Raw genomic sequence first — 14,578 nt, forward strand, 5'->3', positions numbered from 1 at the left:
CAATGCAAACCGGGCGGATCACGGCCGTTCTGGGGCCGACCAATACTGGTAAAACCCATTACGCGATTGAACGGATGCTGGCGCATCGCACAGGCGTTATCGGCTTGCCGCTGCGTCTGCTGGCGCGCGAGGTCTATGACCGGATCGTGGCGCAGCGCGGGCCGTCCGTGGTGGCGCTGGTCACCGGCGAAGAGCGAATCGTGCCTGATCGCACGCAATATTGGGTCGCCACGACCGAGGCGATGCCAACCAATATCGGCGCGGATTTTCTGGCGATTGACGAGATCCAGCTTTGCGGCGATCCCGAGCGGGGCCATGTGTTCACTGACCGGTTGCTCAATGCGCGGGGCCTGCATGAGACGCTATTCTTAGGCTCGGAAACGATGCGCGGGGCGATTGCGGCGCTTGTGCCCAAGGCGCAGTTTGCCAAGCGCGAGCGGTTTTCCGAGCTGACCTATTCGGGATCGAAAAAGATCTCGCGGATGAAGCCGCGCTCGGCGATTGTCGGGTTCTCGGTGGAAAATACCTATGCGATGGCGGAACTGATCCGGCGTCAAAAGGGTGGCTGCGCGGTGGTGATGGGGGCGCTCAGCCCGCGCACCCGCAACGCGCAGGTCGAGATGTATCAAAACGGCGATGTCGATTATCTGGTGGCCACCGATGCAATCGGGATGGGGCTGAACCTTGATATCGACCATGTCGCGTTTTCGGCCACGGCGAAATTCGACGGCCGCCGGATGCGGGCGCTGTTTCCCTACGAGCTGGCGCAGATCGCGGGCCGCGCCGGGCGACACACGACGGATGGCACCTTTGGCGTGACCGGTGAGGCGCGCCCGTTGGATCCTGAAATCGTCGATGCGATTGAAAACCATCGCTTTGCCCCGTTGCAACGGCTGCAATGGCGCAATTCCCGGCTGGAATTTGGCACGTTGGACCGCCTGATCTCCTCGCTTGAGGCCCGCCCCGAGGGCGAATGGCTGACCAAGGGACGCGAGGCCGATGATCTGCGCGCGCTCAAGCAGCTTGGCGACGACCCCGAGACCCGCGACCGCATTACCAGCCCGAAAGATGTGCAATTGCTGTGGGATGTGTGCCGAATTCCCGATTTCCGCTCGATTTCCGAGGCCGAGCATGCGACGCTCTTGACGCGGATTTTTGGCTTTCTGCATTCTGGGCGTGGAGTGCCATCTGACTGGCTCGCGCGCCAGATCGAGCGGATCGACCGCACGGGGGGCGATATCGACACGCTCTCGCGCAGGCTCGCCTTTATCCGCACCTGGACCTATGTTGCGCAACGCAAAGGCTGGGTTGATGACGAAAGCCATTGGCGCGAGGCGACTCGCGCTGTAGAAGACCGCCTGTCAGATGCGCTCCACGGCGCGCTGACCCAACGATTTGTGGATCGGCGCACATCTGTGTTGCTGCGCCGGCTCAAGCAGAAGGAGACCCTCGTGGCCGAGGTGAACGACAAGGGCGAAGTGACGGTCGAGGGCGAATTCGCCGGCCGTCTTGAAGGGTTCCGGTTCCGTCAGGATGACACCGGATCACCTGATGAGGCTAAAATGCTCGCCCGTGCGGCCTATGAGGCGCTCGCACCCGAATTCAATCTGCGTGCGGATCGGTTCTACAACGCGCCCGATACCGAGATGGATTTCACCGAGCAGGGGGGCCTGATGTGGGGCACCACTGCGGTGGGCAAGCTGGTCAAGGGTGGCGATGTGATGCGCCCGAGCGTGCAGGCTTTCGTCGACGAAGAGGCGGGGGCCGATGTGGCCGAAAAGGTCACGCGTCGCTTGCAGCATTTCATCGACCGCAAGGTGGCCGCCCTGTTCGAGCCGCTTCTCGCGATGAGCCGCGATGAGGCGCTGGCAGGTTTGGCGCGTGGTTTTGCGTTCCGTCTGGTCGAGGCGCTGGGCATTTTGCCGCGTGAACAGGTCGCAACCGAAGTCAAAGAACTTGATCAAGACTCGCGCGGTGCCTTGCGCAAGCATGGCGTGCGCTTTGGGCAATACACGATCTTCATGCCCGCGCTGCTGAAACCTGCGCCGACTCGGCTGCGGCTGGTGCTGGCCTCGCTTTGGGATGGGCGCGACGAGTTTCCCGAAAGCCCGCCTCCCGGTCTGGTCACGATTCCAAATATCGAAGGCTTTGAGCCCGAGGCCTATCGTCTGTCGGGCTATCGTCCCGCAGGTGCGCGCGCGATCCGCATCGATATGCTAGAGCGGTTGGCCGATCTGTTGCGCGCCAAGGATAGCCGCGGCGGGTTTGAGGGCAATCCCGACATGCTGTCGATCACCGGCATGACGCTGGAGCAATTCGCCGATCTGATGGGCGGCTTGGGCTATAAGGCCGAAAAAGGTGAGCGCGCGAAGGTCAAACCTGCGGCTTTGGAAAAGGCCGAAGAGGCCGCGAGCGCCGAGGCGTTGAGCGATGAGCTGGCGGTTGAGGCCGAGGCCGAAACCGGTGGCGGCGAGACTGCCCCCGAGACCCACCCCGAGGCCGAGGCGGCTGCTGAGGCGGGAGGCGACATGATCGCGCCTGCGGATGTGCCCAGCGATGAGCTTGAGGTGTTTTACACCTTCACATGGGCGCCACGCCCGCGGGCCAATAACCGTCCGCTGCGCCGCGAAGGTGGGAAATCTGACGCCCCGCGTGGTGAACGCAAAGGGGGCCGTCCGCAAGGCAAGTCCTTTGACAAAAAGGGCGGCAAGAAGGGTGGCAAACCCGAGCAAGCGCGCAACTTTGAGGCGCGTCCGCCCAAGAAGGACAAGCCGATCGACCCGGATAACCCCTTTGCCATCTTGGCCGCTCTCAAGGACAAGAAGTAAGCGCGCGCGGCCATGCCTGACGCCCCCGAGCGCATCCGTCTTGATAAATGGCTCTGGCACGCGCGGTTTTGTAAAACCCGCGTGCTGGCGCAAGAACTGGTGCAGGGCAAACGGGTGCGGGTGAATGGGGTGCGCGTGGACAAACCGGGCCGTGCGGTCGGTCCGGGCGATGTGCTGACCTTGCGGATCGGGACAGATGTGCGGCTGGTGCGGGTGTTAGACTGCGGCACAAGGCGCGGCCCCGCCCCCGAGGCGCAAACGCTGTATGAGTCTCTGGCCCCCGAGGCCTGAAGCCCGCGCGTCTTGCCGCGGCGAAAACCCGCGTCGCTCTCTTGAAACGCGCGCCAAGCCCCGATAGGACAGGTCAGGAAGCTGTAAAATCGGGGTTTCGCCATGACCTATGTCGTTATCGATAACTGCATCAACTGCAAATATACCGACTGCGTCGAGGTCTGCCCGGTGGACTGTTTCTACGAGGGCGAGAACACCTTGGTGATCCATCCCGACGAGTGCATCGATTGCGGCGTCTGCGAGCCGGAATGCCCCGCGGATGCGATTCGACCCGATACCGAGCCGGGAATGGATAGCTGGGTGGAGTTGAACCGGAAGTATTCGGAACTCTGGCCCGTGATTACGCAAAAGAAAGACGCAATGCCTGAAGCCGCGAAATACGACGGCGAAACCGGCAAGCTGGATAAGTATTTCTCCGAGGCGCCGGGCGAGGGCGATTGAACCGTCGACTGATTCTGTAACAATGCGTTTGCGCAGACCGATTCGGGGCCTGTCATATGACTGTTACGCTACGGCACTTTGGTCTGATTGTGCCTGTAAGCCTTTGAAATCCGGCGACTTCACAAAAGCGAGAGCGCATCATGCTTTAAAACGCATGCTTTTCTTGCTATATTAGGTCCAGAAAAGAGCGTCGACCCCAACTTCTACTTCAGCCTGCTCGCCTGTAGAAGCCGATCTCTCCGTTCAGAAACGTTCACAGGGCCTTTGGCGCTGAGGGCGTGTTATGCTCGCTTGATACCGGGGTTCGAGGCTCGCTGCAAGGAAGCGAAACCGCATGACCAAAACCAAAAAGTCTGAATTCCGCCCCGATGATTTCGTCGTATATCCGGCGCATGGGGTGGGCAAAATCATGTCCATCGAAGAACAGGAAATCGCCGGGCTCAAGCTGGAGCTGTTCGTGATCTCGTTCGAGAAGGACAAGATGACCCTTCGCGTGCCGACCCACAAGGCGACCGAAGTGGGCATGCGCGGCCTGTCCTCGCCCGATATCGTGACCAAGGCGCTTGAGACCCTCAAAGGCAAAGCCAAGGTCAAGCGCGCGATGTGGTCGCGCCGCGCTCAGGAATATGAGCAAAAGATCAACTCTGGCGACCTGTTGTCGATTGCCGAAGTGGTCCGCGATTTGCACCGCAGCGACGATCAGCGCGAGCAATCCTATTCCGAGCGTCAGCTGTATGAAGCCGCGCTTGAGCGTCTGACTCGCGAAGTTGCGGCTGTTTCGGGCACTGACGAGGTTGGTGCTGCAAGAACTGTCGACGAGGTGCTGGTCGGCCGCGCCGCCTGATCTGGGCACATCCTAGAATTTGAAAACGCGAGGCTTTCGAGCCTCGCGTTTTTTTTATTGTAGCCCGTGCCGCCATCGTTTTCGCGCGTCAATCGCATCCCGGTTCAGGGTCTCAAAAGGGGGTGCGCGCCTTTAGGCATCCGGCCCCCCCTCAAGCGTGCCCGGCGGCTCTTGATCGCTCTCGTCTTTCTTGTCGCGACGGCGATATTGCTCCATCATCGCGGCTTCCAACTCGGCGTTGAGTTCTTTTGTGCGCGCAATATAGGCCGGGTTTTGCTCGACCGGCACACCGGGTTTCCAGACCTGCGCCAGATCGCGCACAGCCGCGCGGTCAAGCTTGAAGAACAGCTTTTCCAGCGCCGAAGATTCGAATTCCGACAAGCCGGAATTTTCCAGCACATAGCGACCCGCGCGCAGGCTTGAATCAAACATCTCGCGCACGATGTCATTGGCCCCCGCCTTATAAAGATCAAACACATGGGTGCGGTCGCGCGCCCGCGCAACGATGTGCAAATCGGGACGGATACGGCGGGCATAGCGCACCAGTTCTGTCGTCTTGTCCCGCCCATCCAGCGCCACGACCAACACCCGCGCATCGGCAATCCCGGCAGCGGCCAACAGATCTGGCCGGGTCGGGTCGCCGAAATATCCCTTGAAGCCAAAGGTGCGCATCAACTGGATGGTGCGCAGGTCATTGTCGATCACCGTCGTGCTCAAGCCCGACATCGTCACCATCCGGTTGACCACCTGCCCAAAACGGCCCACGCCCGCAATAATCACGGGCTGGCGCTCTTCGATGTCGTCTGGATCGGGGCCCTTATCAATGCGGGCAAATTTCGCGATGCGATCGTGCAGGATGAACAAAAGCGGCGTGATCAGCATCGAAAGGGCGACCACGACCAGCACCTTCTCAGCCAGCGCATTTGGCAATATCCGCTGCACCACTGCGAAGGAGACAAGCACAAAGCCAAATTCGCCCGCTTGTGCGAGGCTGAGCGTGAACAGCGAGCGATCGGGCCCGCGCAGTTTGAACAGCAGCGACAGTCCATATAATACGCCCGATTTCAGCGCCACGAGCAAGATCACCAAAGCCGCGATATTCCACGGCTGAGCGACGATTACATCGAAATTGATCCCCGCGCCCACGGTGATGAAAAACAGCCCCATCAGCAGGCCCTTGAACGGCTCGATGTCGCTTTCAAGCTCATGCTTGAACTCGCTATCGGCCAGAACCACGCCTGCCAAAAACGTGCCCAAAGCGGGCGAAAGCCCCACGAGGTTCATCAAGCTTGCGATGCCCACGACGATCAAAAGCGCCATCGCGGTGTTGATCTCGCGCAGCTTGGCGGTTTGCACGAACCGGAACAGAGGGCGGATCAGGTAATGCCCCATCAGAACCGTCAGCACGACAGCGGCTAAGGTGATCAGCGTAACGCCCCAAGCCGGCATCGACTCGATCAGCCGCCCCACGACGTGATCGCCGTGATCAGCCTTGGCCACCGCGCGCGCGCCCGGCAGTGCCAGCAACGGCATCAGCGCCAGCATCGGGATCACCGCGATATCTTGGGTCAGCAGCACAGCAAAGGCGGACCGCCCGCCCGCCGTTTGCATCAGGCGCTTTTCATTGAGCGTTTGCAAAACGATTGCGGTCGAACTGAGCGACATCACCATGCCAAGCGCCAGCGCGACCCGGAAATCCTCGCCCAAGGCCATCACGATCCCGGTGACCAGCACCATCGTGATCGTCACCTGCAAACCGCCCAGCCCGATCAGCTTGTGGCGCATCGCCCAAAGCGCGCGGGGTTCCAGTTCCAGCCCGATTAGGAATAGCATCATCACAACGCCAAATTCGGCGAAATGCTGCAGGTCGGTCATCTCGGTTCCCGACAGCCCCGTGACGGGCCCGATCAAAATTCCCGCCAGCAGGTAGCCCAGCACAGACCCCAAGCCCGCGCGAGTCGCCAGTGGCACCGCCACGACCATCGCTATCAGATAGAGCGTGGCGTAAAAGAGAAAGCTTTCCATTGGCTTGGCGGTCCTTCATGCGCGCGCGTATGGCGCCCTGTAGGAAGAGGGATGGGCGGTGTTTGATGCGCGTGCTGCAAGGGTAACTCGCGCATCGACAGGGGCAATAGGCGAAACGGTGTGCGAAGCGACTAACCGTCTTGCAAAAGCTTGAGCGTGTAGCTGCGCGCACCCTTTTTATAGGTTAGCTGCGTCGTGCCGATCGCCGAAACCTGGCCACCATCAAGCTTGTCCCCAACCCCGACCTTGATGAAACGGCCATTTTTCAGCCGTACCAAGGCACGTCGGTTTGAGGACGACCCATAGAGCCCGATCAAGTTGATCTGACGCAGGTTGATCACATTCTTTTCGGTCGCTTGACGTGCAACCGAGGCGGATGTGGGCAGTTTGGGCGCGGGTTTGACCGGTTCGGGTTCGTCGATTTCCTCGGGTTTCGGGGCGGCTGCGACCGCTTTTGGGGCAGGCGCGATAGCCGCTTGGCGGGGCGCGGGTTCCGCCGCGATGGCCGCAGCCAATGCGCTTTCAACCGAGCGGGAGAAGTTGCGCGGCTTGCCCGGCGGTCGGGCCGAGGTAGCCACCGCCAGCGCAGAGGCATCGGCAAACGGGTTGCTAGCGGGCGGCGCGGCGGGGGCTTGGCTCACGGCCTTGGCGGCGGATTGCACGCTGGCTGGGCGCGCATCGGGGCGCAATCCGGCAAGGCGGGTGTCTTGCGCCGTGGCGGGGGCGGGCGTCAGCGTGGCGCCATCATCTTGCGCGGCGGGCTGAGCGGGTGTGTTTTGCGCCTTGCTAGAAATCGCTGCCGGGCGCAGCACCGGGCGCGCTGCCGCCAGCGTCGGATCATTTCCGCTTGGCAATGGGGCCGGGGCTGTCGTGGGCAGGGCTGATGCGGGCGCGGCTGGCGTGATCGGGGGGGCGATCGAGGCGGGGCGATTGGCCGGACGAAAGCCTGCCAATTCCGGCAACGCGGCCAGCGTGTCTTCTGGGCGCAACGCTGCGGGGGGCTGGGTCGTGCGCCAAGCTTGCGTGACGCTTTCGGGGCGCGTGCCCGGAACCAGATTTGGCTTGCCGGAAAACAGCGTGAAGCCGCCGGGCATTGGCACGCCCTCTGGCGTCGGGGTGACGTTTGCCGTTGCAGAGGGCGCGGATTCTGGATTGGGCGCGACATTGCTCCCCACTGCGGGGGCGCTGGGGGGTGCCAAAGGCGTCGCGGTGAAGGGCGGCAGGCTGCTGGGCGCCAGCGGCGCGATTGCTGCTGTCTGCGTATCGGCTTTGGGCGGGACCGTCTCATTCGTGACTGGTGCCTCAGGCGCGGATTGGGTGTCAGGGGCGACTTGGCTCGTCACCGATGGGGCACTGGGCGCGTTTTAGGCGGGCGGTGTCGCAGGCATCGGTGCGGGCACGGCCGAGGCTTCGGGCGCAGCCGCAACCCGCGGCGGTGCGACATCAGGAGCGGCCCCTTCGGGCGCAGAGGCGATCTGGTCTTGGGGCGCCGGTGTGTTGGTATTGCCCAAGAAACTTGTCCATAGCCCGACGATGGTGAGAAACAGCACCAACCCCACGACCAAACTTGCGCCCAGATAGCGCGGCTTGCCACCGATATCGGGCCGCTTTTGCGCCCCGAAAACAGTCTTGTCAGAGACTTCATCTACCGGTTTGGCCTGCGCTTTCGCAGCGCTGCTGGCGCCTGCTTTCGCTGCACGCGCCGTCGCGGACAGCGCAGTAGAGCCAATCGCAGCCCCCCCGATAAGCCCCTTCTTTACGGTCTTTTTGAACGCGTTCGCGCCTGTCTTTTTGAGCGCGGGCGTCTCTGGCACGGGGTCTGGGTCGGGTAGATCAAGCCCCGGGGCCGTGATCCCGGCCGTACCTGTCAGGATTTTCTTGCGCTCGGGTTGTGGCGGGCTAAGTCGGCCCACGCCACCAAGTTTGCGCGCATGTGCGCCGCCCAATTCAGGCGCGTCGGGGGCCGGGGCGTCTTTTGCCTTGGCTGCGCGCGTGCTGGAAAACGCACTGACAGCGGCGAGGGCGGCAATCGCCTCGCTGGAAAGGTTTTTGACTGCGGGCTGGGCTACTTCAGCGGCGATCTTGGTCGCGTCCGTGTCGGAGGCTGTCTCTGGGGTGGGTGCGCCAACCGGATCGGTGGAGGCCTCTGGTGTCGGCTCTGAGACATCCTGGCTCGGGGGGGCGGGCCTGTCGAGTGCGGCCAAATCCGCCAGATCCTCTTGGCTGATTTCCTCGGGCGGATCACTCAGATCGGGCTCGGGGCTATTTTCGGATGCAGCCATGTCCGTCGGCGCGGGCGCCACGGGGGGAGCCTCGGCTGGTGTGTCTTCAACTGGGGCGGGCCGGTCAAGCCGGGCCTCTGCCAAGGCTGGGAGCACCGGCTCATCGGGCGCTTCAGCCGCCGTCTCATCCTCAAGTTTAACCTCAGCCTTAGCCTCGATCTCAACCAGCGCCTCTGGTTCCGGCGCAGGAGCGAGTTCTGAGGCAAGCTCGACCTCGGGGGGCGTATCGTCTTGAGGGGGGGCTAGCGTCGCCTCGCTCGGGCCGTCGTCTTGTGCGGTTTCCAAGGGGGTGGGCGCGATTTCAGGCGTGCTCTGCGGCGTTTGTTCTTGCGCGGGTGCGATGGGCGAGGCCGCCTGCGCAGGCTCTGGCGCGGCTTGCGCGAAATCGGGCAGCGCCATGGTGTCGCGCTCTACTTGCGCGCCTTCGGGCAGGACGTTTGCCGCCCCCGCGCTTAGCCCGAACCAAGGCTCACCGGCGAAATCTCCCTCGACCGGGATCGCCACGAAACAAATCGGCGAAAAGCCATGTGATTGCGCGAATGCCTCGGCCTCGACCAATGTTTCGCGCGCGACGACCGCCACCTGCACCGTCTGGCGCGTGCCCGACCAGTCATAAACCAGATCGGACACCTGATAGGGTGTCATGCCCTGCAGCGCGGTTTCAATCTGGGCGCGGCGCTGTGTGGGGCTGGGGCCGGGGGCATAGATTGCGGTGTAGAGAATTTGCGAGGCCGGGATCACCAGCTTTGCCAAAATCCCTTTGGGGGAAAGGCTTTGCGCACGCCGACGCAGCGCCGCCAAGTCGTCTGCCATATTCGCAGCCTGAAGCGAGACGTCACCAAGACGCGCCCAGCCCGTGCGCGTGCGATGCGCCAGGCCGATGCCGTCATGCGAAAGGATCAGTGCGAATTCGGGTTTCATGGCAACTCAAACAGATGCGATTTGGCGGCCGAGGCCGTGGTCACATCTTCGTAAAGGGTTTTCCACGCCCTGAAAAGCGCTCTGGATGGGGGTGGCGACCTCTTGCCGCTCTTGGGATGGGTTTATTTTTCTTTGGCGGCGATCTGGCTGTCTTTGCCCGGCGTAGATGCGCCGTGCCCCGCGCGCCCATGAACGCGCGCGGGGCTGCAAGGCTTAGGCTGTTGCGGCCGTCAGCGCCTGATCAAGATCGGCGATCAGATCGCTGGCATCCTCGATCCCGATCGACAGGCGCACCACATTGGGCGCGGCACCTGCGGCAATTTGCTGTGCTTCGCTAAGCTGGCGATGCGTTGTCGAGGCGGAATGGATAATCAGCGAGCGCGTGTCACCGAGGTTGGCGACATTGGAGAACAGCTGGAGGTTGTTCACCAGTTGCACGCAGGCCTCATAGCCGCCCTTCACCGCCACGGTGAACAGCCCGCCTGCGCCTTTCGGACAAACGGTCTTCACCCGCTTGTGCCAAGGCGAGCTTGGCAGCCCGGCATAGGTCACAAGTTCAATCCGCGGATCATTTTCCAGCCACTCAGCAACGGCCTTGGCGTTGGCGACGTGTTTCTCCATGCGCAGGCTCAGGGTTTCGATGCCCATCAGGGTGTAATGCGCGCCTTGCGGATTCATCGTCATGCCCAAATCGCGCAGCCCGATCGCGATGGAGTGGAAGGTAAAGGCCATCGGCCCCAGCGCCTCGTGGAATTTCAGCCCGTGATAGGCGGGTTCGGGGGCGCTGAGCGAAGGGAATTTGCCCGAGGCCGACCAGTCGAACTTGCCGCTATCCACGACACACCCACCCGTGACCGTGCCGTTGCCGGTCATGTATTTCGTCAGCGAATGCACGACCAACGTCGCTCCCATCTCAATAGGGCGGCACAGGTAAGGCGTGGCCAGCGTGTTATCCACGATCAGCGGCAGCCCGACCTTATCGGCCAGTTTTGCGATGGCCGGAATATCGGTGATGTAGCCACCGGGGTTTGAGATCGACTCGCAGAAAATCGCGCGGGTGTTGTCGTCGATGGCGGCTTCCAACGCGCCCAGATCATCGAAATCCACGAAGGTGCAGGACCAGCCAAAGCGTTTGATCGTGTGGGAGAACTGGGTGATCGAGCCGCCGTAAAGCCGGGTCGAGGCCACGATGTTCAGCCCCGGCCCCATTAGCGGGAACAGCGCCATGATTTGCGCCGCATGGCCAGAAGAACAGCACACCGCGCCCGCGCCGCCCTCAAGGGCTGCCACCCGCTCGGCCAGTTTCGACACGGTCGGATTGGTCAGGCGCGAATAAATGTAGCCGACCTCTTCAAGGTTGAACAAACGCGCGGCGTGATCGGCATCTTTAAAGACATAGCCGGTGGTTTGATAGATTGGTGTCTGCACCGCCCCGGTCGCAGGATCGGGCGCCGCTCCGGCATGGATTTGCAGCGTGTCGAATTTGTAATCGGACATCATGGTCTCCGTGGTGAATGCGTTGCGCGGACGTTATCGCCACGCTCAAAGGGCTTCAAACACATTCATTCGCGCGCATATTCAGCGCATCCACATGCCTTCACGCCGGATCCGGTTGCGCAGCATTTTTTCGGTGCGCGGCAGGCCTTCAGAGGTGAAGATCGCGCGCAGCTTGCGCCCCTTGCCCTGAAAGATCAGCTTTTTCGCCGGTTCGTAAACCTTCAGAACCTTCTTGATCGGGTTGGGGGCGACCAGCGCCTCGAGCGTGTCGATCACCGCATCGCTTTCGCGCGCATAAAGCAGCGGCAAGGCGCGGTAATGGCATGACACATCGCCATCCAGACCCTCCAGCTTTGGCCCCGGACGTCCGCCGCCAAAGGAATGTATCACCAGCGGCAGCGCAATCTGATCGAGCCAGGGATCGAACACCTGACTGGCCAGTTCATCGGGCGGATCGTCGCGGATTTCACGCGCATAGCGCAGGAATCGCGCGCCGAACTCTGCCGGATCGGCCCCAAAGAACCAACCGGCGTTGAAATACATGTAGCGACGCCAGTATTCATCGGGCTGGCTCAGATCGAGCGTATCTTCGAAGCCTTTCAGCCCGAACCTGTCATAGAGCGATTTCCAGATCGCCGCGTAGCCGGGGCCGTAAAGGGGCGGGATGGGCCAAGTGCCTTCGCGCTGCATCGAGGCCGAGGGGTGATCAAAATCGAACCCGACCTGCGCGAGCGGCGCGGTGAACAGGGTATCCGTGTCGAAAAACACGAAAGGCTCGCTTGCGGGCAGGGCGGCAAGCGCCTCGATCTTGTTGCCATAGGGGTAAGATTGGCCAAACACTTTGCTCTCGAACGGCACGATCTGTGCGCCTGCGCCTTCGAGGATCGCGCGCACCGGGTCGGAAATTCGCGTCTCGCCTTTCCAAAGCGGGCCGGGTTGGGGCTCGGCAATCATCAAGCGGCCTTCGAACTTGGGATTTGCGGCAACAAAGCTTAGAATAAAGGGGATAGCCTCGTATTCCAGCCGACCGTTCTGTGCGATACAGACGACGTTGAAGGGTTGTGGTTGCGCGCGTTTCGCGGCCATAATTGACCTGTCCCCGGTTCTAATTTCACGCAGTATAGCGCGAATGTTTAGGGGCGAAAGTGGGTGAGGGCGTATGATACGCAAACTATTGACGATACTGGCGTTTTCCTGCGCAACCCCAGTGTGCGCGCAGAATTTTACCACCGCCGGAGAAGTGCGCCCGATCCTGGATATGACGCGGGGATCTTGGGTGGCGATCCGCGAGTATGGTGGAAAAGATTTGATATATTTCACGCATCTTTTGGCGTGGCGCTGTGGCTTGAGCGAAATTCGCTATGGCCTGAACGGGGCCGCCCCCAACATCCTGTTCAAAATGGAGCCCTGCCACGAGGGCACCGCCCAGCCCAATGCGCTTTCGGGCGATGACGTGTATCTTTCGCAGCCGAAAGGTTCGGTAAGCGAGGTGGAGGTGCAGCTGATTTATGACGATGGCAGCCGCGAAGAAGCCCGCTTTGCGCGCGATGCCATCTTGATGCAGTAATCACCAATCCTGAGGGGGGAATGGTGGGTGACCCTGGAATCGGGTTTGTGTGATATAAGCCTTATTTTTATGATGAAAGTGTCCCGCAATTCGTGGCTGCGGGACACCTTGTTGCCTGTTCTCTCGCGGCGCCAGCGCCTCGAGTTCGGCGAAATTGCGAGTCGCCGCATCGTCCGCTTTCGGCCCAGAGCCGACCCTGCCATTGGCCAAAGTTCAACGATGCATTGCGGCTTCGTGGAAGCAAGCTGTGGCCTGGTGAAACTGGCGCGGTTCAAGTATTCGCACCGTTGCCATCAATGTCAAAGCTGCTCTATCGACACGCAAGAATTATACTGATCTTACAAATTTATGACCGCCACATCAGATCGGAGTTTCAGCGAACGGGTATGGTCTGCAGCTATCGAGCACCTTTAAGATCATAGAATCTCGCAAGAAACGCTTCCTTTGCCCTTTCAGGCGTTAGGTTTTGGATCTTGATGGGAGCAGGCACGATGCCTGCATCTTCGGCCCAATCAGCGCAACCTTCTGCCATAATCTGCAATTGTTCAGCAGCTAAGACACGGAGGTCAGCCTGTTTCACAACAATTCGATAATCCGGACGTAAATTGAACCGTACCGTTATGGCATCCTCTATCGCGGCCTCTAGGCGTTTGAATTCGGGAACCAACTGTTTGAGTGGGCGAGTGATATCGCCCATGAAGGCCTCCGCCGCGTCGTGCATCAAGGCTTCGAAGGCGTAGTCATCGACCTGCTCACTAACGATCAAGCTGTGTTCAGCAACAGAGTAAAACTCCTTGCATTGCCCCGCATAACGGCAGACTTTCGATAGTCCATTAGCGATATCTAGAATGTCAAAGTCACTCCCATGTGGATCAAGAAAGTCAAACCACTTGCCGCTCGCCAACATTATCGTTGGTCCCGTTGCGACACGAACCCCGACTACTGACTTGATCATATTCATATTGTAAGCCCCCAAAATCCCTCTAAGGTTGCACCACACAGCATAGTGTTGTGTAGCACGTATTTCCTAACGCTGTGTTACATAATTCTGGAGATCGCGCAACATTTAGTAGGGGTTTGACCCTACGGCACGACATGGAGTACAATTTTGAAACATATTATAGTCACATCCGGGCCGATCGGAGTCGGAAAATCACTTTTTTTAGCGGAAATTGAGAAACGACCCAAGGTAGAGCGTGTTTCGACACGCAAGCATATTCTTGAAGTCACGAAATGTGAGAATGAACGAGGTGCACTCCAGCGGGCAGGAGATCAACTCGACTTGGACACCGATGGAAAATGGGTCGCTGACGCTGTCGAGCGCGCGATCAAGAATGCCGACTCAGTCGAAATTTTCCTTGTGGACTCTGCAAGAATTGAGAGCCAGATAACCGAACTTCGGAGACGTTTTGGTGAATCAGTCTTCCATGTGCATTTGACAGCCGCAGATGAGGAGTTGGAACGTCGCTACACGCTACGTAAACAGGAACTTAAGGAATTTCCAACTTACCAAGAAGCTGTCATCCACGGCACAGAGAAAGGTGTCAGCGAGCTGGCGAAGATAGCGGACCTGTCCCTAAATACTGATCATATTGATGCAAAAAGTCTTGCGAATTCGGCGATAACCTGGCGTGGGATTGCTTCGATGCCATATGATCCGAAACGGCTGGTAGATGTCATTGTTGGCGGTCAGTACGGCAGTGAAGGTAAGGGAAACGTCTGTGCACATATCGCGGCTGACTACGGTGCCCTTGTCCGGATCGGCGGGCCCAATGCAGGACATCGAGTAGCTGAACCACCTTATAAGTATGTCCAACTTCCATCCGGTACAGGAGCTAACCCGACTGCAGAGGTGATGATTGGCGCAGGCTCGACTATCTGG

General features: G+C 60.4%; 13 protein-coding genes. 7 read left to right on the forward strand and 6 right to left on the reverse strand.

Annotated elements, in window-relative coordinates; translation table 11 throughout:
* The first annotated feature begins 2 nt into the window (after positions 1–2).
* The 4 genes from QZ571_RS05245 (at position 3) to QZ571_RS05260 (ending at position 4,404) form a co-directional block, all read left to right on the forward strand.
* Positions 3–2,828 carry a helicase-related protein gene (locus tag QZ571_RS05245; protein WP_295532649.1) on the forward strand — a complete coding sequence of 942 codons (2,826 nt, stop codon included), beginning with the start codon at positions 3–5 and terminating at the stop codon, positions 2,826–2,828.
* Positions 2,829–2,840: 12 nt separating this feature from the next.
* A complete protein-coding gene (locus tag QZ571_RS05250; protein ID WP_295532651.1) occupies positions 2,841–3,119 on the forward strand; it encodes an RNA-binding S4 domain-containing protein in 279 nt (92 codons plus the stop codon).
* Positions 3,120–3,221: 102 nt separating this feature from the next.
* Positions 3,222–3,560, forward strand: a complete 339-nt coding sequence (gene fdxA / locus QZ571_RS05255) for a ferredoxin FdxA (protein WP_295532653.1) — start codon at positions 3,222–3,224, stop codon at positions 3,558–3,560.
* Between the two features lie 334 nt (positions 3,561–3,894).
* Entirely contained in the window at positions 3,895–4,404 is a 510-nt protein-coding gene (locus tag QZ571_RS05260) for a CarD family transcriptional regulator (RefSeq protein ID WP_295532655.1), read from the forward strand.
* Positions 4,405–4,536: 132 nt separating this feature from the next.
* On the opposite strand, the gene QZ571_RS05265 is transcribed toward QZ571_RS05260, so the two are convergent.
* Positions 4,537–6,429, reverse strand: a complete 1,893-nt coding sequence (locus QZ571_RS05265) for a monovalent cation:proton antiporter-2 (CPA2) family protein (RefSeq protein WP_295532657.1) — start codon at positions 6,427–6,429, stop codon at positions 4,537–4,539.
* A 131-nt stretch (positions 6,430–6,560) separates the two neighbouring features.
* On the reverse strand, positions 6,561–7,523 hold the full coding sequence (locus QZ571_RS05270; RefSeq protein WP_295532659.1) for a hypothetical protein: 963 nt from the start codon (positions 7,521–7,523) through the stop codon (positions 6,561–6,563).
* Here QZ571_RS05270 and QZ571_RS05275 point away from each other — a divergent pair.
* Positions 7,507–7,797 carry a hypothetical protein gene (locus tag QZ571_RS05275; protein WP_295532661.1) on the forward strand — a complete coding sequence of 97 codons (291 nt, stop codon included), beginning with the start codon at positions 7,507–7,509 and terminating at the stop codon, positions 7,795–7,797. The two genes, QZ571_RS05270 and QZ571_RS05275, sit on opposite strands and share 17 nt — an antisense overlap.
* Here the strand turns inward: QZ571_RS05275 and QZ571_RS05280 are convergent.
* The 3 genes from QZ571_RS05280 to QZ571_RS05290 form a co-directional block, all read right to left on the reverse strand.
* Positions 7,794–9,632 carry a hypothetical protein gene (locus QZ571_RS05280; protein WP_295532662.1) on the reverse strand — a complete coding sequence of 613 codons (1,839 nt, stop codon included), beginning with the start codon at positions 9,630–9,632 and terminating at the stop codon, positions 7,794–7,796. The two genes, QZ571_RS05275 and QZ571_RS05280, sit on opposite strands and share 4 nt — an antisense overlap.
* A gap of 213 nt (positions 9,633–9,845) precedes the next feature.
* Positions 9,846–11,132, reverse strand: a complete 1,287-nt coding sequence (locus tag QZ571_RS05285) for an O-acetylhomoserine aminocarboxypropyltransferase/cysteine synthase family protein (RefSeq protein ID WP_295532664.1) — start codon at positions 11,130–11,132, stop codon at positions 9,846–9,848.
* A 78-nt stretch (positions 11,133–11,210) separates the two neighbouring features.
* The gene (locus QZ571_RS05290; protein ID WP_295532665.1) at positions 11,211–12,215 is read right to left on the reverse strand and encodes a hypothetical protein; all 1,005 of its coding nucleotides are present in this window, start codon (positions 12,213–12,215) and stop codon (positions 11,211–11,213) included.
* A 73-nt stretch (positions 12,216–12,288) separates the two neighbouring features.
* Between QZ571_RS05290 and QZ571_RS05295 the strand changes: the two genes are divergently transcribed.
* Positions 12,289–12,696 carry a hypothetical protein gene (locus tag QZ571_RS05295; RefSeq protein WP_295532667.1) on the forward strand — a complete coding sequence of 136 codons (408 nt, stop codon included), beginning with the start codon at positions 12,289–12,291 and terminating at the stop codon, positions 12,694–12,696.
* Positions 12,697–13,093: 397 nt separating this feature from the next.
* On the opposite strand, the gene QZ571_RS05300 is transcribed toward QZ571_RS05295, so the two are convergent.
* Positions 13,094–13,657 (reverse strand): hypothetical protein, encoded by a 564-nt coding sequence (locus tag QZ571_RS05300; protein ID WP_295532669.1) that lies wholly within the window; start codon positions 13,655–13,657, stop codon positions 13,094–13,096.
* Positions 13,658–13,804: 147 nt separating this feature from the next.
* Here QZ571_RS05300 and QZ571_RS05305 point away from each other — a divergent pair.
* On the forward strand, positions 13,805–14,578 hold a 774-nt coding region (locus QZ571_RS05305), incomplete at its 3' end, for an adenylosuccinate synthetase (protein ID WP_295532671.1).

Origin of the sequence: uncultured Thioclava sp. (assembly GCF_913064665.1) — a bacterium.
Classification (GTDB): domain Bacteria; phylum Pseudomonadota; class Alphaproteobacteria; order Rhodobacterales; family Rhodobacteraceae; genus Thioclava; species Thioclava arctica.